27 protein-coding genes are annotated in these 18,527 nt (G+C 40.4%); 7 read left to right on the top strand and 20 right to left on the bottom strand.

Annotated features, from left to right (window positions below):
- Positions 1-28: 28 nt before the first annotated feature.
- Positions 29-1,459 carry a diguanylate cyclase gene (locus FTU00_RS05715; RefSeq protein ID WP_180179315.1) on the bottom strand — a complete coding sequence of 477 codons (1,431 nt, stop codon included), beginning with the start codon at positions 1,457-1,459 and terminating at the stop codon, positions 29-31.
- A 325-nt stretch (positions 1,460-1,784) separates the two neighbouring features.
- Here FTU00_RS05715 and FTU00_RS05710 point away from each other — a divergent pair, with 325 nt between their 5' ends.
- Entirely contained in the window at positions 1,785-2,231 is a 447-nt protein-coding gene (locus FTU00_RS05710; protein WP_180179365.1) for a hypothetical protein, read from the top strand.
- Positions 2,232-2,292: 61 nt separating this feature from the next.
- Here FTU00_RS05710 and accC read toward each other — a convergent pair whose 3' ends face one another.
- The 3 genes from accC to aroQ are packed head-to-tail and all read right to left on the bottom strand — an operon-like array spanning position 2,293 to position 4,570.
- The gene (gene accC / locus FTU00_RS05705; RefSeq protein ID WP_180053626.1) at positions 2,293-3,663 is read right to left on the bottom strand and encodes an acetyl-CoA carboxylase biotin carboxylase subunit; all 1,371 of its coding nucleotides are present in this window, start codon (positions 3,661-3,663) and stop codon (positions 2,293-2,295) included.
- Positions 3,664-3,681: 18 nt separating this feature from the next.
- A complete protein-coding gene (gene accB / locus FTU00_RS05700; RefSeq protein ID WP_004785952.1) occupies positions 3,682-4,098 on the bottom strand; it encodes an acetyl-CoA carboxylase biotin carboxyl carrier protein in 417 nt (138 codons plus the stop codon).
- 16 nt (positions 4,099-4,114) lie between these two features.
- Positions 4,115-4,570 carry a type II 3-dehydroquinate dehydratase gene (gene aroQ, locus FTU00_RS05695; RefSeq protein WP_004785950.1) on the bottom strand — a complete coding sequence of 152 codons (456 nt, stop codon included), beginning with the start codon at positions 4,568-4,570 and terminating at the stop codon, positions 4,115-4,117.
- Between the two features lie 1,033 nt (positions 4,571-5,603).
- Here aroQ and ybaK point away from each other — a divergent pair.
- From ybaK to FTU00_RS05680, 3 genes are all read left to right on the top strand, one after another.
- The gene (ybaK, locus tag FTU00_RS05690) at positions 5,604-6,071 is read left to right on the top strand and encodes a Cys-tRNA(Pro) deacylase (RefSeq protein WP_005235440.1); all 468 of its coding nucleotides are present in this window, start codon (positions 5,604-5,606) and stop codon (positions 6,069-6,071) included.
- A gap of 209 nt (positions 6,072-6,280) precedes the next feature.
- Positions 6,281-7,534, top strand: coding sequence for a YncE family protein (locus FTU00_RS05685; protein WP_034705621.1), 1,254 nt, complete (start codon positions 6,281-6,283; stop codon positions 7,532-7,534).
- 64 nt (positions 7,535-7,598) lie between these two features.
- The gene (locus FTU00_RS05680) at positions 7,599-8,081 is read left to right on the top strand and encodes a hypothetical protein (RefSeq protein WP_179992477.1); all 483 of its coding nucleotides are present in this window, start codon (positions 7,599-7,601) and stop codon (positions 8,079-8,081) included.
- A gap of 109 nt (positions 8,082-8,190) precedes the next feature.
- Here FTU00_RS05680 and FTU00_RS05675 read toward each other — a convergent pair whose 3' ends face one another.
- The 4 genes from FTU00_RS05675 to tusD are packed head-to-tail and all read right to left on the bottom strand — an operon-like array spanning position 8,191 to position 9,590.
- Positions 8,191-8,502, bottom strand: coding sequence for a TusE/DsrC/DsvC family sulfur relay protein (locus FTU00_RS05675; RefSeq protein ID WP_005235445.1), 312 nt, complete (start codon positions 8,500-8,502; stop codon positions 8,191-8,193).
- A 14-nt stretch (positions 8,503-8,516) separates the two neighbouring features.
- Positions 8,517-8,801: a DsrH/TusB family sulfur metabolism protein gene (locus tag FTU00_RS05670; protein ID WP_004785940.1), complete on the bottom strand. Its 285-nt coding sequence runs from the start codon at positions 8,799-8,801 to the stop codon at positions 8,517-8,519.
- A gap of 25 nt (positions 8,802-8,826) precedes the next feature.
- Positions 8,827-9,177 carry a hypothetical protein gene (locus FTU00_RS05665; RefSeq protein WP_005235449.1) on the bottom strand — a complete coding sequence of 117 codons (351 nt, stop codon included), beginning with the start codon at positions 9,175-9,177 and terminating at the stop codon, positions 8,827-8,829.
- Positions 9,178-9,221: 44 nt separating this feature from the next.
- Positions 9,222-9,590 carry a sulfurtransferase complex subunit TusD gene (gene tusD / locus FTU00_RS05660; protein WP_180179314.1) on the bottom strand — a complete coding sequence of 123 codons (369 nt, stop codon included), beginning with the start codon at positions 9,588-9,590 and terminating at the stop codon, positions 9,222-9,224.
- A 280-nt stretch (positions 9,591-9,870) separates the two neighbouring features.
- Between tusD and FTU00_RS05655 the strand changes: the two genes are divergently transcribed.
- Positions 9,871-10,890, top strand: coding sequence for a site-specific integrase (locus tag FTU00_RS05655; RefSeq protein ID WP_180033917.1), 1,020 nt, complete (start codon positions 9,871-9,873; stop codon positions 10,888-10,890).
- Here FTU00_RS05655 and FTU00_RS05650 read toward each other — a convergent pair.
- The 12 genes from FTU00_RS05650 to FTU00_RS05595 all read right to left on the bottom strand — a co-directional run bounded on the left by FTU00_RS05650 (position 10,887) and on the right by FTU00_RS05595 (position 17,589).
- Complete coding sequence (locus tag FTU00_RS05650) at positions 10,887-11,165, bottom strand: hypothetical protein (RefSeq protein ID WP_034171181.1); 279 nt, start codon at positions 11,163-11,165, stop codon at positions 10,887-10,889. The genes FTU00_RS05655 and FTU00_RS05650 overlap by 4 nt on opposite strands.
- Entirely contained in the window at positions 11,165-11,317 is a 153-nt protein-coding gene (locus tag FTU00_RS05645) for a hypothetical protein (RefSeq protein WP_179992479.1), read from the bottom strand. Before FTU00_RS05645 ends, FTU00_RS05650 begins: the two co-directional genes overlap by 1 nt.
- Positions 11,310-11,468, bottom strand: coding sequence for a hypothetical protein (locus FTU00_RS05640; RefSeq protein ID WP_180179313.1), 159 nt, complete (start codon positions 11,466-11,468; stop codon positions 11,310-11,312). Before FTU00_RS05640 ends, FTU00_RS05645 begins: the two co-directional genes overlap by 8 nt.
- Positions 11,465-12,862 carry a hypothetical protein gene (locus tag FTU00_RS15550; protein WP_257229788.1) on the bottom strand — a complete coding sequence of 466 codons (1,398 nt, stop codon included), beginning with the start codon at positions 12,860-12,862 and terminating at the stop codon, positions 11,465-11,467. The genes FTU00_RS05640 and FTU00_RS15550 overlap by 4 nt, the downstream gene beginning before the upstream one ends.
- Positions 12,859-13,980: an ATP-binding protein gene (locus FTU00_RS05630; protein WP_180179312.1), complete on the bottom strand. Its 1,122-nt coding sequence runs from the start codon at positions 13,978-13,980 to the stop codon at positions 12,859-12,861. The genes FTU00_RS15550 and FTU00_RS05630 overlap by 4 nt, the downstream gene beginning before the upstream one ends.
- Before the next feature lies 1 nt (position 13,981).
- Entirely contained in the window at positions 13,982-14,518 is a 537-nt protein-coding gene (locus FTU00_RS05625; protein ID WP_180011283.1) for a hypothetical protein, read from the bottom strand.
- On the bottom strand, positions 14,515-14,949 hold the full coding sequence (locus FTU00_RS05620; RefSeq protein ID WP_180179311.1) for a hypothetical protein: 435 nt from the start codon (positions 14,947-14,949) through the stop codon (positions 14,515-14,517). Before FTU00_RS05620 ends, FTU00_RS05625 begins: the two co-directional genes overlap by 4 nt.
- Positions 14,950-15,165: 216 nt before the next feature.
- Positions 15,166-15,519, bottom strand: a complete 354-nt coding sequence (locus FTU00_RS05615) for a hypothetical protein (RefSeq protein ID WP_005104451.1) — start codon at positions 15,517-15,519, stop codon at positions 15,166-15,168.
- 206 nt (positions 15,520-15,725) lie between these two features.
- A complete protein-coding gene (locus FTU00_RS05610; RefSeq protein WP_180179310.1) occupies positions 15,726-16,061 on the bottom strand; it encodes a hypothetical protein in 336 nt (111 codons plus the stop codon).
- 100 nt (positions 16,062-16,161) lie between these two features.
- Positions 16,162-16,431 (bottom strand): hypothetical protein, encoded by a 270-nt coding sequence (locus tag FTU00_RS05605; RefSeq protein WP_180179309.1) that lies wholly within the window; start codon positions 16,429-16,431, stop codon positions 16,162-16,164.
- 133 nt (positions 16,432-16,564) lie between these two features.
- Positions 16,565-16,816 carry a dsDNA nuclease domain-containing protein gene (locus FTU00_RS05600; protein ID WP_180179308.1) on the bottom strand — a complete coding sequence of 84 codons (252 nt, stop codon included), beginning with the start codon at positions 16,814-16,816 and terminating at the stop codon, positions 16,565-16,567.
- A gap of 71 nt (positions 16,817-16,887) precedes the next feature.
- Positions 16,888-17,589, bottom strand: coding sequence for a LexA family transcriptional regulator (locus tag FTU00_RS05595; protein ID WP_180159365.1), 702 nt, complete (start codon positions 17,587-17,589; stop codon positions 16,888-16,890).
- Positions 17,590-17,704: 115 nt separating this feature from the next.
- Here FTU00_RS05595 and FTU00_RS05590 point away from each other — a divergent pair, with 115 nt between their 5' ends.
- Both FTU00_RS05590 and FTU00_RS05585 read left to right on the top strand, forming a co-directional pair.
- On the top strand, positions 17,705-17,959 hold the full coding sequence (locus FTU00_RS05590) for a YdaS family helix-turn-helix protein (RefSeq protein ID WP_180179307.1): 255 nt from the start codon (positions 17,705-17,707) through the stop codon (positions 17,957-17,959).
- A gap of 57 nt (positions 17,960-18,016) precedes the next feature.
- Positions 18,017-18,508, top strand: coding sequence for a phage regulatory CII family protein (locus tag FTU00_RS05585; protein ID WP_180003578.1), 492 nt, complete (start codon positions 18,017-18,019; stop codon positions 18,506-18,508).
- The last annotated feature ends 19 nt before the right edge of the window (positions 18,509-18,527 follow it).

Genomic DNA, 18,527 nt, shown 5'->3' with positions numbered 1-18,527 from the left:
TTGTTATAAGGTTGTAGAGGGTTTCAGTTCAGGATGCAAGCACCACCTGATTACGTCCCAAGTGTTTGGCTTGATATAAGGCCTGATCCGCGGTATTGATCAGTTGCTGTAAATCCTGAGAAAGCGGGGCATGTTGATGCGTAATCCCGAGACTCACAGTAATCGATAACGGTGATCCATCAGGTTGATACATTGGCGTTTTAGCTACCAGTTCACGAATACGCTCGGCAATAAACTGGGCCTTAGATGGTTTGGTATCCCAAAGCAAAATCACAAATTCCTCACCACCAATACGCGCAAACAGATCCTGAGAACGTAAATTAGAACGGATGATTTCAGCAAAGTGTTGCAGTACTTTATCGCCCACATGATGGCCAAAATGATCGTTTAAACGTTTGAAATGATCAATATCCAGCATAATCAGGGAAAACTGCACACTCTTGGAATGTTGTAGTAAATATTCACCTTTCTGAAAGAAAAAATGCCGGTTCATGGTACGCGTCAGACTGTCATGATTGGCCAAATACAATACCCGTTTAAACAGATCATTGCGGTTCTGACTGATGATACACAGGATCAGCGGTGATAATGCCAGCATAAATAGTCCGATCCTTAATGAGATATAAATGGTCGAGTCTGCCAACGTATCATGTGTAGTGGCATAGAACTGGGTCAGGCTGTAATACATCAAAATGATTACAAAGGCATTAATAATTGCAATTGTGAAGATGCGATAGGTCAGTGCTGCCCAGATTAAAGCTGCCAACGGATAAAGCAGGGCACCTGGACCGACAAAAATATTACTCAGGATAATACACAGGATTACCGTACCTGCTGGCAGCAGATAGCTAAAAGAGTTCTGCTTCTTTCTGCGGTTTTTAAATAAATACTTGAGATCTTTGGTTCTAGGAAAGGCTAGAAAAAGCGGCAGGACAATAATGTAATTTACCATTTCACCTGTCCACCACAGCCCAAAATCTATCCATAAATTTTCCTTGGTCATAAAGGAATGAGGAAGATTGGGTAAGGTAGCCACGGCAAAAGCTGCACTGGCCAAGCATCCTGCGAATGCGCAGATGCCAAACATATGCACGAAAGTGAAACCAGTATTGTAGTACTTATAATTGATCTGGAAATATCGGATAAAAAATAGCGATACAATCGTACTAATCAGGTTAGCAAGTGTTAGAAACAGGCTTTGTAATAGATTATTACCTGTCGCCAGATCAGCAAACATAAATGCACAGAAAGCACCTAGCCACCCGCCCATATTGTTTAAATGCGGGAAGCGTAAGAACATGGCCAGCAAGGCAGCGTTAGCAGGCCAGAGTATGGCTAAGTAATCCTGTGTTCTGGTCATAATGCCAATCAAACAAGTCACTAAAATAATGAAAAGAATGACCAAGTAGGCATATGTTTCAGGATTCAAGTTCTGGTCTGTGATTCGAGGTATTCGCAAATCTAAGTCCTGTATCTAATTTTTATTTGTGAAATATCACTTTGTTTGGGAAATGCTTTTTACCCAAAAGTACAACTTTATTCTTGGAATAATCTGTTTTTACTTACGTTATCAATATACGTTTGTATACGAAATATATACAAAAAAATTAAAAAAGGAAATCCATGTTTTTAAACTATAATGATAAAAATTTGTTTTATTTCGGTATTTAAACTGATGCAGAGCAGAATATGATCCCGAAAAATATGATAAGTTAAAATTAATTATTAGGATTGAAACGAAGCCTGTGAATATGAAAAAAACCTGTCTTAGCCTTGTCTTGCTCATGAACTCATCTTGGCTAATGGCAACAGAAAACAATAATCAAGCTGCAAGTAGTATTACGAAACCTATCGAAGTTCCGAATACCTTTACTATTAATACCCGTCCTGAAATTGTCGGGCTATGGGGAATGGAAATTCCAGATAATAAGAAATGTGTTGAATACTATAATTTTAAAGGCAATAACAACGTCGTGATTAAAAGCGGTTCAGAATGGACCACAGGGCTGTATGACTATCAGCCTTCACAAGATCCGGCTGCACAGATTCCAGCGCTGATTATGCAGGTGAAATACGACAATAATGAAAAAGACTGTTCCGGCAATCAGGTGGATCAGTCAGGCGAGATTTCGCAGTATTTTGTGAAGTGGCAGAACTCAAATACCATTAATTTCTGTGCCAATGAAAAAGCAGAGCAATGTTTTGCTGTACTTCGACGCATTTTGCCTTGATTGAAGGCTAGATATAAAAACCGCTGAATTCAGCGGTTTTTTTATTAGATCAAGTCTCGGATCAAGCTTTTTCTTTGTCTTCAGCACCTTCAAGCTGCTTCAACAAATGTTTTTCCAGATAGTGAATATCCATTGCCTGTTCACAGAAATTTTCATCCTGAAGAATCAGATCTTTGTGTAATGGGATATTGGTTTTCACACCTGTCAGAATCATTTCATCCAAGGCCTGTTTCATACGTGCAATTGCAGTTTCACGGTCTTTACCATGGGCAATTAGCTTGGCAATCATTGAATCATAATACGGTGGGATGCTGTAACCTGGATAGATATGAGAGTCTAAACGGATACCTGCACCACCTGGCGCATAGAAAGTCTCGATTTTGCCTGGAGATGGCATAAAGTTCGATGGATCTTCTGCATTGATACGGCATTCGATCGCATGACCTTGAACACGTACATCTTCTTGCTGGATATCCAGACCTAAGCCAGCCGCAATACGTAACTGCTGTTCAATGATGTCGATACCGGTGACCATTTCAGTCACAGGGTGTTCTACCTGAACACGGGTGTTCATTTCGATAAAGAAGAATTCGCCTTCTTCAAACAGGAACTCAAATGTACCGGCACCACGATATTGCATCAATTTACAAGCATTGACACAGGCCTCAAGAATGTCAGTACGAGCCTGTTCTGGCAGGTTAGGCGCTGGCGCTTCTTCAAGTACTTTCTGGTGACGACGCTGTAAAGAACAGTCACGGTCATACAGGTGGATCGCATGACCATTACCGTCGCCTAGAACCTGTACTTCGACGTGACGCGGTTTTTGCAGGAAACGTTCCATATAAACCGTGTCATCGCCAAACCACATTTCAGCATCACGCTGCGCAGCTTGTACTGATTCAAGCAGGGTATCCACACGTTCTACGATACGCATACCACGACCACCACCACCGGAAGCCGCTTTCACGATGAGCGGGAAACCAATTTCTTTGGCTTCAGCAAGCGCATTGTGAATCGTCACCGCATGATCACAGCCAGGTACAGTTGGTACACCCGCTTTTTTCATGGCAATAATCGCAGAAACCTTGTTCCCCATCAGGCGAATATGTTCTGGACGTGGACCAATGAAGATAAAACCAGAGCTTTCTACGATTTCAGCAAATTCAGCATTTTCAGACAGGAAGCCATAACCAGGGTGGATGGCATCTGCGCTGGTGATTTCAGCAGCTGTAATCAGGGCTGGAATATTCAGGTAACTGTCGCTACTTGCGCCAGGACCAATACACACGGCTTCGTCACAGAAGCGTAAGTGCATCAGGTCTTTGTCAGCGTCTGAATAGACACCGACTGTTTTAATTCCTAAAGTTTTGCAAGCTCGGGCGATGCGCAAGGCGATCTCACCTCGGTTTGCAATTAAAACTTTTTGCAACATTATGAATCCCCGAAGTGATTAGGCGCGGTAACGGAAAAGTGGCTGACCAAACTGAATCACTTCACCATTTTTCACCAGAATTTCTTCAATCACGCCGCTTTGAGTTGCTTCAATCGGGTTCATGATTTTCATTGCTTCAATGATACCCAGTGTTTCGCCAGCAGAAACAGTTTGGCCAATTTTTACAAAAGGTGCTTCGCCTGGGCTTGGAGCCGCATAGAACACACCAACCATTGGAGATTTTTCAACTGCACCACGAGGAGATTTAGCTGCAGGGACGTCAGCTGCAGGTGCAGGCATTGCAGGAACAGCTGCTGCAACTACTGGATTACGACGAGTCAGAGCAATCGACTGATCACCTTCCTTAACTTCAATCGCCTGTAAGTCAGATTCAATCATCAAATCGATGAGCTTCTTGATTTTACGGATATCCATGAGACAGTATTCCTAATTAAGATTGTTTAGAAGATTGTATTTTTTCAATGACATAGTCGAGTGCGGCAGCATAGCCTTTTGCACCTAGACCACAGATCACGCCAATAGCTTTATCGGATAGATATGAATGATGTCGGAATGCCTCACGTGCATGGACGTTAGACAGGTGGACTTCAATAAACGGGATTGCCACGCCAAGAAGTGCATCACGAACTGCAACTGAGGTATGTGTCAGGGCAGCAGGATTAATAATGATATATTGCACGCCGTCTTGTTGGGCTTGATGAATTCGGTCAACAATTGCGCCTTCCCAGTTGCTCTGGAAAGTGTCAAGTTGTAAAGTAGCTTTTTCAGCCTGAGCAGTGAGCTGCTGATTAATATCTTCTAGAGTTAAATAACCATAAACTTCGGGTTCGCGCTTTCCTAGCAAATTTAAATTCGGTCCATGAATAACCAAAATGGTCGAAGTCATCTATGGTGCTCCAGTTAAAAAGTTTCAGGATAGGTTTGCAAGATGTCTACAAACTTCGCCTATTATGGCATGAATTCCTACATTATTTTTATAATTTCTTTGAATTGACATAGAAAAGCATGTACCACGCAGTGGCCATATAATGAAAACTTTGCAAGCATTTAGCAATGTTCAAAACTACCAAATCTTCGTCTTTTACATCATTTTTATATTTTAGATGAATTGGCTGAATTGTTACATTTATGCTGTGTAAGTTAGACCTCAATGTTTATTCATAATTCTTTTAAATTGAGTGTTTATTCGGCAATGGCTGGTCAAAAATAAAAATTATTACTCGAAGTCTCTGCTCATATCAAAAATTGTGGTGATCGGTAAAAGACCGGATTTTCATTAGATTTTTGAATGAATCAAATGTTTATTCTATTCATTATTCTGTAAACTAAAATATCAAACTTGGAATAAAAATCAAAAAGTTATTTGATAAATGGTATGAAGTGAAGTTTAGTATTAAATGGGTTTTATGTCGCTAGTAAAGCAAGTCACACATTATTTTTCTGCAAAAAGAGATAGGCTCATTGCTACTGAACATTGGCTAAATGATACTGGCCGTAAAAGTAAAATTAAAAACTTATGATTCTTCATTAATCTTTTACTGGCCTCATCTAATATTGACGAATGTGCTCAATTTTCTAAAGCTTACCTTTATTTGTAATTCTTTATGTTCGCTCAATAACATTGGCAAAATGGCACTTCATGTATAGGCGTTGTTATTCATCTGAATGTTGCCTATGTTTTTAAATGATGAATTTTTAAGCTTAAGAACAAGATGGTATGCGGAATTACAATGATAAATGGGATAGTTAAGTTCAGTTAAAGTGCAATATGAATAGATATTCTGGATTAAAAGCTAATGGTATCTGATTGTATTTTGAACACATATTGATTATATAAGCTATTCAGAATCACAGAATAAAACCCAAGCAGAATTGATAAGCTATAATGAAGATCCCGTCAAAATACTATCGAAGCTGTTATGACACCTGCATGCAAATTATTAAAATCTCAAAAAATTGAATATAGCATTCACGAATATGAACATGATGCCAATGCCAAAAGCTTTGGTCTGGAAGCGGCAGAAAAGTTAGGATTAGCAGTAGAAGAAGTATTCAAAACTTTATTAGTCACGGATGAGAAGCAGTATTTTGTGGCAGTTCTTCCAGTCAACCATCAGTTAAACCTGAAAAAAGTAGCATCAGCCTTTGGTTGTAAAAAGCTACAAATGGCAGATCCTAAACAGGCAGAACGTCTAACGGGTTATCTTGTCGGGGGAATTAGTCCGGTTGGGCAGAAAAAACGCCTGAAAACTGTCATTGACGCATCTGCGGAACAGCTGAATAAAATCTATGTCAGTGGGGGTAAACGTGGTCTGGATATTGGTTTAAAACCTGCGGATCTGGCTAAGGTCCTAGATGCTAAATTTGTGGATGTATTGGATATCTAAAATTTTAAGTATTCTTCAATAAAACTATCTTACTGAGAAGCGTTCATATCAATGGACGCTTCAACTTTTCTGGGTTCCCATATTTCTATTCTGTCGGAAAATTCAGCATGGTTTTTTCTTCATTGTATAGTGGATGATTGAGATCCACGGCCTGACTGTGGATTGAAAAAAGATAAAAACAATAAAATAGAAAATATGGAGAATACCGCATGGAAATCCAGAAAAAACGATTATCACGGTTCTGTATGAGCTTGTCCGCGATGGCCATGCTCTCAGTCTTTTCAACTGCACAGGCAGACTCGTCTACTTTGCCTCAGCCACCCAATTCCCAGCAAGTTTTCTTTGTGGGTAATAACTGGGATGGAACAGTTACAGTAATTCGGTCTTCAGGTGACTTTGGCAAGGTTGGCGTGATCAACATGATTCCTGATCGTAAGGAACGTCTGAAGGAAATTCACCTCAATCCAATCAAATTGATTGCCTATACCTATATTCAAGCTACTGCGGGTGAGGGTAATGATCAGCTGGTCGACGATATGTATTCCACGCCAGATGGGCAGTCGGTGGTCGCATCCCGTCCAAGTTTTGCCGATGTGGTCTCGATTAACATCAAGACAGGCAAGATTAACTGGCGTACTCCGGTAGAAGGATTTCGTGCTGATCACATGGCAGTTTCACCAGATGGCCAGCGTGTCGCGGTTTCCGCATCTTCCGGAAATGTGGTGCATGTACTGGATATTCATACTGGTAAGGAACTTGGTCGATTTGCGACGGGTGATAAACCGCATGAAAATATCTACTTTGATAATGGCAGAAAAATTCTGAACTCGGCCATTGGTAATGTAGAAACCTCTCTTGATGCGCAGTGGCAGGATTTCACCAAGGGTAAACGCTATATCACCATTGCAGATGCCAATACCCATCAGGTGCTTAAGAAAATTGACTTTAGACCGGCATTGGATGCGTTTGGTCGAAAAGATTTATCTAATTCAGTGCGGCCGATGGTCTTTAGCAAGGATGAAAGTAAACTCTATGCTCAGGTATCATTTTTTAATGGTTTGATTGAGTATGACTTAAACCAGAATAAAGTGACCCGTATTGGTCAGTTGCCAGGTAGCGATAGCATTCCCAAAGACCGGACTAAATGGGTGAATGATTCCCGCCATCATGGCCTGTCGATCAGTGCAGACGGTGAAAAACTCTGTGTTGCGGGCACGATGGATAATTACGCCACTATTGTTGATCGTCAGAGTCTGACTGCCGGAAAATTGATTCCTGCAGGTAAACCATACTGGGCTACCCGAAGTCCGGATGGCCGTAGCTGTATCATTTCAGAAAGTGAAACGGATGTGGTGACCGTAATTGATTTCGCGACAGGCAATAAAGTGACCAGTGTACCTGTAGGCAATCATCCACAGCGTGTCCGGATCGGTTATGCCCCAGCAGACTGGTCTACACCGTAGCAAATAATGGCTTAAAAAGAGCAATGTGTTATGAACGTTGCTCTAAGCATTGTAGGTGGCATATATGAGGAACAAAACACTTACTTTATATCTGCTGGCGGGAATGTTATTGACCGGTATTCTGGTTGGGATTGCTTATCAGGTTCATAAGGATATCTATAAGGCAGAGTTCAATATACTGAAACCTGATGATCAGATGACTTTTCCAGCAAAGTCACTGATTACTTCGAATTTAAATCCTAAAACAGCTGTACCGGCAAGAACGGCTAGACACTCGGAAGTGGATTCTGAACAGCAGGTCTTATTACAACAGAGAGACCAGCTTTATCTGGATTTTACCCAAATGATGAATGGCTTAAGTCAAGGTGAAAAGCCAGACTATCGCCAGCTAGATCATTTGCTGTTACAACAGCAGAATCTGGTGAATGCCCGGGTCGTTGCTCCGGAAGAGGCGAGAGCTCAAATAGAATTTTTGCAGAAAGTTCTGCCTGAAATCTCTCCACAGCTTGATCAAGCCTTAAATGCATTGGATCAGAAAAGTTTTTAATCTTCCGGTTTAAAGCTTTATTTAGTTGTGAATACAGATCATAGATAAGCTTAATAAGAAAAAGCCCGTTAAAACGGGCTTTTTCTTCATTCATATTTTAGATTAAAACTTATAAGCAGTTCGCCGGTTTCGGGATACCAGCCAGTCGGCTTAAATGGCGTGCCACCAGACCTGTATTAAACTTTTCCTGTAATAAGGCATTGTTAATTTCCGGGCTGACTGTCTTCATCAAAAACTTAATTAGCGGGCGGGTTGCAGGAGAATGCCCAAACTGCTGATAAAATTGACGGACTGCCTGTAGCACTTCAAAATGCCAAGGAGTAAGTTGAAGTTCTAGTGTATCTGCCAGTACTTGGGCAACGTCTTCATTCCAGATGGTGTAATCGACTAAATGACCATCTTGGTCCAGTTCTAGATTCATATTTGACTCATGGATTATTTCATTGAGATGCAGCGACTAAATTTCAGACATAGATCTGCAAATTCGGAGTAGTCGAGTAAAGCAACATTTTCCGATAAAGGTGAGATCAGAATTTCTGCATCATTTCTTAGGATATAAACTTGCGGCAGTTGCTGTACGAAAGCATGGTCCAGATACAGCACAGATTCTCCCATCAGGACCACCTGATCATCTGAAGCATGGAGCTGTGCTAACTGATCAAGGACTGACGCCGTCGCTGCATAATCTGACTGGATCAGGTAAAGGGTTTGATCTGACATTTATTTATCCTTCATCCTTACCAACTTACCAATACAATACGTGATCAAATTTTTGAACGAATTCTGAATTGAGTTCAATCAACTCAATCTCCTGTTCGCTTTGCTTTACAAAAGGAGAGTCCTGATTTTTCTGTTCAACCAGAATAGGTGTCAGGTCATAAAATTCGAAACTATCCACCAGATTTGAAGCCAGTTTAAAGGCATGTTTAAGCTGGTCAAACTGAAGCTCAGAACGTAAAAGACTCAAGGCTGCGCCTTGGAGTAATACTTTAACTTCAGCGCCGAAGGTCGCCAGTACCATCGTGGCAGACAGACTTTCATGCACCTGCAAGCTGTTCAGGTTGGCTTGAGTTAATATAACAAGTACAGATTTCACACAAGATTCCTTTTAAAAGCAACACATCCTGAAAAATGAAGCATCTAGAATTGAATTAGACGTTGTGAGGACTGAACAGCATCAGCAAGCTCGCCTAGACCGACCAATTCAAAACCATCAGCAAGATTATGTTGCTGAATATTGTGACGTTGAGCATTTTCCTGATCTGTAATCCCACGCGCTAAGGCTGCACTGACACAAACGGGTAAGCGGATCTTCAGATCCTGCCAGGAACGTGTGAGATGACGCTGGTCGTCGGGCACCCATTGCAATGCATTTGCGACCGTCACGCCATCTTGATAGAAAAATACACGGAAAGCTTCCTGTTTATGTTGTAAAGCTTGGGCGAGTCCAAGCGCATGCCAGGCATAAATAGAAGTCGGTGCGGAGGTAACAAGAATTAAGGTGCTCATCGAAATTCACTACAGGCTTGATCAACGCGGGATGATGATCTTGGCTACAAAGAAAGTAGGTAGTATACAATGATTTTAGATGATCTTTTCTGATAAAAAGACAAAAAATAAAATATAAAAAGATTTAATTTTAATAAAAACAATAATTTAAAACAGTCTATTAATCCTATCCCGTCACTAAACCATACCCAAAACTGCACAAAATCCCTTCTATATCCTTTCATTTTTTTACTTTACCGATAAAATGCAAAGTAATCTGCACCAAATCTGCACCAATAAAATGAAAATACCCAAACCCATCCAGCGAGGGTCCAGCTGGCGCATCATTGTCACTTTTGACAAGCAAAGATATTCAGCCACCCGAGACACCGCAAAAGAGTGTGAACAGTGGGCATATAATAAATTGCTTGAACTTCGGTCTGGTAAAAAGGCAATAGAACAAGGCGAAAAGCCGGATTATCCATTTAGGGAACTTTGTGCCAGATACTATCAAGAGCATGGCCGGCACATGCGATCTGCAAGAACGATCAATTTTAAAATTAAAAACCTTGACCGGATTGCACCAAATTTAGCTGACAAGTCTATTTATGATTTCAAGCCTGCTGACATTGCAGAATGGCGAAATAACCGTAAAAAAGAAGTGAAGATAGCAACACTCAGGAATGAACACGCCATTTATTCAGCCGTGTTTACCTATGCCATGAAAGAACTGTTTTTGATTGATTCTAACGTCTGGCATGCGGTCACCATGCCGAGCAAGGAAAAATCCAGAAGCCAGCGTATTACAGAAGAAGATCAAGAATTGTTGCTAAAGGCGTTAAGCTGGGATGGATCTACAACACCAGAAACGTCACGTCACTATGTAGCATGGGCATTTCGATTTGCTCTGGAAACTGCTATGCGTCAGGGTGAAATACTGGCAATGCGTAGGAAGGATATTAAAGAAGGCTTTGTGCATTTACCGATGACAAAAAATGGTGAATCCAGAAACGTGCCTTTATCTGGTGAAGCCAAAAGACTGCTTTCTTTATTACCCAAAGGAACAGATAAACTTCTGCCCATTGATAAACAGATATGTTGTGCTACATGGATGAGAGCAAAAAAAAGAGCAGGGCTTACACATATTAACTTCCATGATTCACGACATGAAGCCATCACTAGAATGGTGAAGGTGAGAAAATTACCGGTTGAAGTGCTAGCCAAAATTACAGGCCACAAAACTATCTCAATGCTGGTGAATACTTATTACAATCCAGATGCTCAGGATCTGGTAGAAATGTTTAACGACAGTGAGAGCTAATTAGCTCTCGGTCTGCCTACTTTAACTTTGGTTGTCAGCAGGTCATGGGCCAACTTTGGATTGTATAGCGCCTTGCCTTGTGTGCCTTGATTGATCGAAACTAATTTTTCTCGAATCGTGGTCACTGACAGATTGTATTTTTGAGCCAGATAAGAAGCTGAAACCAGTTCGACTTCAACCTCTTTAAGCTCCTTCACCGTTGCACCACCGATAGTCTGACCCAGCATAATTTGAGGCGGTCTTTCGGCTTCAACGGTGATGGTGTATCGAGCCATTAAGTTACCTCTTTTAAACTTTGTTGTACTGATTCCGGTAAACCAAACACATCCTTAAAAGCCTGATCAAAACCACCGTCAGCAATAAATCTATCAATAACGTTTTCTTCCTGACCTTTGGATACAGCAATGTTTTCTTGAACTTCAGTCACTGTTTTTCTCCTGCAGTTTTAAATATTCAAATTTCGCATCAGCCCAGTTTTTAGCATCGTATGGGCTTAAACCTTTTTCTTCACACCATTTGGTGCACCAGAGAAACTGAGCATCGTCATATGGGGTGGGCTTAACTACTTGTTCAGTCATGAGGCTTCACCAGTCGCAACGATCTGATCCAGCTGGATGCGACGCTGCTCAATAAGTTCCATTAATCTTGGCTGAATAACTTCATCACATGCTGATACATCGATTTCTAAAGCATCCAGTTCAGTCAGGTCTTCAGCTCTCTGGATACGTACAGCTAATGAAGGCTGTGCATCTGCCTTATTCAGTTCGACCAAACGCTTATGAATCGCATCAATTAATGGTTTGCGCTGTTCTTCGGTCCAGGTCTTTGTATAGCCCACTAAAGCATTTGCTTCAGCTGGGGTATTTGCTTTGCTTGCACGGTCCAATAGATCAGTAAGAAGGCTTTGATATTCTTCATCTTGAGCTTTGTTCTGTACTAGCTTTTCAGCCTCATGCTGCAATCTTTGAAGCTCAGTGACACTTAGGTTTTCAGATGGCTGCTCAACATTAGGTTTTGGCTGGTTTAATTGATTAGCTGCTTCATTGATCTGATTGCACAACTGTTCTTGCAGATCAATATTTAGATTGTCATCTGCAATAATTGCGCTGCTTAAATCAGCCAGCTCATTTGTTGTGGTGCATGCCTTAATTTGATCAATGTAGGCAGTACATGCTTCACTTTGCATTGCAAACTTTTTAAGAGAATCTACTGTTACCGGTTTTTTTGAAGCAAGAAGAAGTTCACGTTTTTGTGCAATACGATTTTTGAGTTCTCTGTATTCAGTTTCAGTTAGCTTGTGCTGATTGCTATCCAAATTGCGTTCAACGCCTTTTAACTCATAATCTGAACCACATTTCTCAATAGCTTCGATAACTTTCAGAATAGCTGGATCTGTTTCATCAAGTTCAGTAGGTTGATCCACTGGAACTTCAATAGGTTGAACCACTTCTGGCTCAGGCTGTTTTTCTATATTTGCAACAGTGGTATTAGAGTCAGCCGGAGTATTTAAATTATCAGCATCATTCTTGGCTTTGCCTGAACGTTTCTTTTTGGTTTTAGGTACATTGTCAATCACTGGTGGATAACAAATAACCCGGCCAAAAAGTTCACCTAATGCTTCAAGCTGTAATACCGCATTTTCCTGATCTAGTTGGGCGAAGCCGTTACGTACACATGCAAAGTGTTCACTACACTGTCTGCTGAATTTGACATGGGAAATATGATCCGGATAGACAATATAAATGTCCTGATCCTCTATTACATCATCAAGAGTCAGAGGCTTAGCAAACGTAATACCTGCCAACTCCATGGTCTCAACCTTGATGCAGAACTCATAGCCTGGCATAGCGAAAATAGTGGCAGGGAATTGAGACAGATCATCAAAATCCACCAATTCACCAACAGCGCGGCACATGATATTTCGGCCAGCCATCATTGCGTCAAAAGCTTCTTTGCTATTTAAAATATTCATGCGTTCACCATTTCTTTCGCTAATTGTTCAATTTCTTGTTGTACGACCGCCAGTTTGCTGGCTTCAATTTGATTGAGTGCATCAATACCGAGATGCTCACATACAGTTTTGGCATCAAGGCCGCGCTCATCGATGAAGTCCTGAAGCTCAGCCAGTTGTTGGTCATTGATGCCAAAGAACTCAGCAGGATCTACCCATGCATTACGCTGCATATCGAAGGTGCACTTCATTTCGTCAGCTCTGGTCTTAAGAGCAACACGCATATTTTTGTAATACGTATGATTCTTATCGATAGACTCAGTAAGCTGGTTTAGATCGCTGGCATACTGAGCCTCAGCACAGCTCTGGATCCAGTTATCCAAATCTTCCTGAGCCTTCATTGATGCAAGCTGCTCAGGTGTCATCGTATTGATGTGATCTTTAGCCTGCTTAATTAGGTCAGCCAAAAAAGACGGATTCGCTTTTAAGTCTGGAACCCATACTTCACCAGTTTCACCGCCTAAACCGCCCGCATTTTTGGCATGGTGAGTAGGGCATGGTCTAAAGCTGATCACACGTTCATGCTTGCCTTCACCTGTTTGCACAGTGGTTAGGTAACCCATCACATCTGCAATGCGGTAAAGCTCATTACGGTTTTTACCACCAAGATCTGGTCGGTAAATTACCTGGTCACCGTTCTGGTCTTCTGATGCATGGGCAATAAAAACAACGTCTTTACCTGAAGAAATTAGCGTATTCACGTATTGCTTGAAGATGTTATTGGCCAAGCCTTGGGCTTTAAGTTTTAAAGAGCCATCTTTCTGCTTATTTGTGCTGTTTAGCAATAGGTGAGTCTTAATGCTTTCAAGCATTGCACCGACGGTATCAATCACAATCGTTTTGAATGGTTCAAGGTCTTGCATAGTCAGGTTAGCCACATCAGCCCATTGATTGACCTGAACCACAGCACCGCGTCGCAGTTCACCAGTACGGTGAGAGCCTTTATCGAAATCGAATGAAATTGCTTTTTCACCAGTGAAGCCAATTGATGTTTTACCCAAGCCCGGATCTGCGTACAGATAAACGATGATGGCTTGTACCAATAGCGGTTGATCCGCTGGAATAATATTAATCGCCATCTCAACGCACTCCTAGCTGACGGTTTTTGCGTTTAAAGTTCTTATAGTCCTCAGACCCAAAGAAGCCGGTACTTTCTAAAACTTGATGTCGTTTATTTTTGCGCATGGCGACTCGCGCATTTTCCAAACCATCTAGAATCCACTGTGGAGCTGTAGACTTATCCATTTTCTTCAGGGAGCCGTCAGGTTGGATGGAGTAAATCAACGTATTGCAGAAATAGTCAGCAATAGTTCCTGAGCTTTTGATACGTAAAGCGAAGTAGCTCACCCGATTTTTACCAACCCTGTAAATCTCAAGTCCTTCAAACGTCTTGATGTATTCAGAGAAGTAACGATGAGTTGAGCCAAACTCTACTGGCATTGGAATGACAGGTAGTTCATCTGCTTTGAATTGCAGGAAACCAGTGTAAAGATCAGCAAAATTAACTTGTGCTTGGTCATTAAGCGGGGACCAATCATCAGAGCCATATTCACACCAGTAAACCAGCTGGCCATTCAAAAGTGCTTCAAAGATTTGATCGGCAGATTTAAGAATCATGACTGCACCTCCACCAGACGATGTTTCATGATATAGCCAGCAATCATTGCATTGATTTCGCGGTGATCCTGATAGTCAGTAAAGTCGTTGTATGGATTGCCATTGGCATCGAATACCTTGATTTCACCAAGTTCTATCACTTCTACATTAGTGAACTCGGAACCTGGTACACCGTAGTCATCTGGATGTGCTGCAACTTCAAACGAAGTGATTTCCAAACGGAAGCCATCTAGATTAAGGGTTGCTTCACCGCGTACGTCATCAAGCATCTTTAAAGATACGATGCCGTATTCAGATTGAATATTTTGAGCTGGAGCTGCTTGGCTAGTACCAAAGTCAGCACGCCAACCAAACGCCAATGCGCTTACAGTTAAGGCAGTAGCAACAAGAGTTACCTTGAAGCTATTGTGTGGAGTCAATTTTGCATTCATAATAATTTCACTCACAGTTAGGTGTGGGTCATGCTCCAGGTTGTTAGCGCAACGCTGGAGCTTTTTGTTGTCTGTGAATGTAATTTAGTATTTACTAAATAAACTGTCAATAGTAATTACTAAATAAATTTAGTGAAAATTAAGTCTTTGCTAATTTTTATGTTTTAATAGACAAAAGAAAACCCACACAAGGTGGGTTCTCTTAAAGCGTAAATCTTATTTTTTGTATTCAGTAATACTGATAGGTTTGTCTTTCATAAACTCTACAATACCTTCACCAGCTTTGAAGTGAATTGAAACGCCGTCATCATTGGCCAAACGCATACCACTTCCTGAAATAGCTCGTTTAAGGTGATAAACCTTGCCTGAATTATCTGTCATTTCTGCAGTTTCAAAATTATCTGAAGATTTTAATTCAACTGTAAGATCCATTGGACCAGTAAAGTTAATTACCTGAGTTTCAGCTGGAGTATTGCTCACAACTTTTTCTTGTACCACTTCGTTTTTTGGATTTGAAGTGCAGCCAGTAATTGCCAATCCTAACAATGCTGCGCCTAACAGATATTTCATTGAGACTTACCTTTCTATTTATGAATCATAGGTGTCTTTATACTAATTGTTATAATGTAGCGTTTAAAGACAAGGTTACACTTACCTTACATAAAGAAAAACCCGCGGATAGCGGGTTAGTAGTGCTTTACTTTGTTATTACAGGCCTTGCCATGGTTGGCCTTGAACCTAGTGTAGTAGGGCGATATTTCAGTAGGAAGAAACGTCTAACATTGGATATTGCTTGTCTGCTTGTAGTGATCTAGAACTAGATCCATGTCAGCCAAGAGCACTGTCTCACTGTATTCACCTGGTGATAGCTTAAGTAAATTAGGCATATAGTTGTTTTTATATTCATGCGGGTAGTCTCTGCATAAAATTTTAATCCGCACATCTTGAGTGGTGAACTCTGAATTTAGTTTTTCAATATATACACCGAGAATGTTGTCTGACTTTTCCAGGGCAGTGGTCACTGCATCCAGATCGACATCAGCAGCTTGTTGCTTTTGGCAGCCGGTGAGAGCTAAGAATAAGAGTAAGGTAGTTAAAGTTATTGTTTTCATAGTCTAATTTTATTGTTATTGGACTTTGAATTATAAGCAAAATTTAATAAAAGAAAACCCACCACTGGAGGTGGGTTTTTAAAGACTACTTTTTTGATTATTAGTTGATGAGTTGATTTATATTATTCATAACTTCTTGATAATAAAATGGAGAAAGTAAAGACATTTTTGAATTACTTAATTCATGAACGTCAAAGCCTTCGTCTCTAGTATTTGTAGCCAATGTTTCCATTCCTAAAATAATTTGAGTAAATCCAATAGAAGAAATTACTTGTACCATCTTATCTAAATTTTCTAAATCTTGTCCATTCTGTTGGATTGTATCAATAACAATAGGGAAGAGAGGTAATCTTGTATATTTATAATTCATTTCAATATACGCTAAATGAATAGCTAGAATACACCTACTACTTGAGCTTCCACTTAACTTAGGTTTTAAGTGAACTCTATAAGGTAAAATTTGCGAGTCAATATCTAGTTGATTATAATAATACTTAATAATTTTATTTAGATTTTCTTTTCTTGACTTGATAGAACTCAATTAGTTGAGGTTTGGTTAAAGAATCAATAATTGTTAAATCTTCTTTTACTTCTGTTCCAATAACAAAATCTGAATTAGAGTATGACCATACTTGAAAAGTTTTAAGAGTGGACCACCAGTCTTGATAACGAAATCCTCGTTTCGCATGTGCCCCAGTCTTTTCATCATCAGGTGTATCTAATATTTTTTTTAAAATTAATTCTGAATCAGACAATTTTTACACCCCCGTATATAAATCGACCATCATGCCAATAGCATCTAAGCAGCATATTGCGGCTTTTATTATTAGTACTTAAAGTCTTTATGGTGCTGAACCACGACACCAATGATTGAAATTTCGATCTGAGATGAATTGTAAGTAGGGAAGTCTGGGTTTAAGGGAACCAGCTCAATAATATCCACCCCATGCTCATTGACCCCAACAACACGGTATTTTTTAAATGTAGTCATTGCTACACCATGCTGAATTTCCTGAGCAACGACTAATGAACCAGGTTTTGGATCTAAGGCTGCATCTACAACAATTTCATCACCTGGCATAAACTCAGGTGCCATGCTCAGGCCATCAATTTCTAACGAAAAAACGGCGTTTGGATCTTTGCCTTCATAACTTGTATATGTTTCATCTTTTGGATGAACGCCGTCGTATACAACTTCCCGCCATATACCAGCTTGGACAAAATCTAATACCGGAATCTTCCTTAGTTTTCTTCTAGAGGGTCTTACATTTGAAACTGGCGCAACTTCTGTAGCTTGTGTTTCTGCCGACTCCCTATCTAATGAACCCGGTTCCCATCCAACCTTTTTCTCAAGATTACGAGCCGCACGCTCACCAAAACTCCCATGACCTTTCACAAGTTGAGATATATGGCTTGGATTAAGGTCGTAATGCTCACAGAAAGCAGCATCCGAAGAAAAACCCTCAGATTTTAATTTGGCATCAATAGCCTGGCGCAAATTAGCGCGTCTTAAAGAAATTATGTCCATTTAAGTATTTCACAGACTTTTTAGTAAAAAGTAAATTCGCAAACACTAAATGTTTATTGACTTATTAAGTGATAAAAATTAGTATTTACTAAATTAATTAGTAAAGGAGATTAAAATGTCTTCTTCTCAAACAACCGAACTAAAAAACTATCTAAGTCAATTAACTCTCAGTGAGCGAAAAGCATTCGCCAAGCGCTGCCAAACATCAATTGGTTACTTAAATCAAATTATGTATGGCAACAGCAAGTGCGGGGCTTCTCTGGCAATCAAAATTGACAAGGAAAGTAACGGTCGAGTGAGTTGCGATTTATTGTGCCCAGATGCGGATTTTGACTACATCCGAAATCAAGCTTTATCGCTCACTGCTTAAACCAATTATCAACCAGTAAGCGTTTTTAATAAACGTGAACTTAATCAAGGTGTTCACATGGATATATCCAAGGAAAGTAAAACCGCGCTACACAAGATGATTCACCAATCAAATGGGATTACACCTAAAGAGATTGCTGATGTTGTTGGTGTGTCTCATAACACGATTTTGAATTATGCAAATCCAAACATGGAAAACCATTTGCCGAGTCTAAAAGCATTTGAAGCAATGCTGACCTATACACAAAACCCGGCTTCTTTAAAAGTGTGGGCGCACAAATTAGGTTTTGCATTAATGCCGGTAGAGCAAGCGGAAGGAAAAGATCATCAACTAGGTGTTCTTGAATCACTGCTTGGTATGAATGTTGGGAATGGTGCAGCAAATAAGCAAGTTTTATCTGCTCTGGAAGATGGTGTGGTAACACCTGCTGAAATGGATGAGACAGATCGCATCCTGGAAGAAATCGAACACAAGATTCAGTCTTTGCGTAAAGCCATGAAAGGTGAGTGTGCAAAGTATTTATCAGCTCTACAAACAGAAAAAGCCTGATGGTCTAGATCAGGCTTTT

It is taken from the genome of Acinetobacter sp. YH12041, assembly GCF_013419975.1.
Classification (GTDB): Bacteria; Pseudomonadota; Gammaproteobacteria; order Pseudomonadales; family Moraxellaceae; genus Acinetobacter.
The sequence above is the reverse complement of the archived record's forward strand: the minus strand, read 5'-3'. Positions and strand labels throughout refer to the sequence as shown.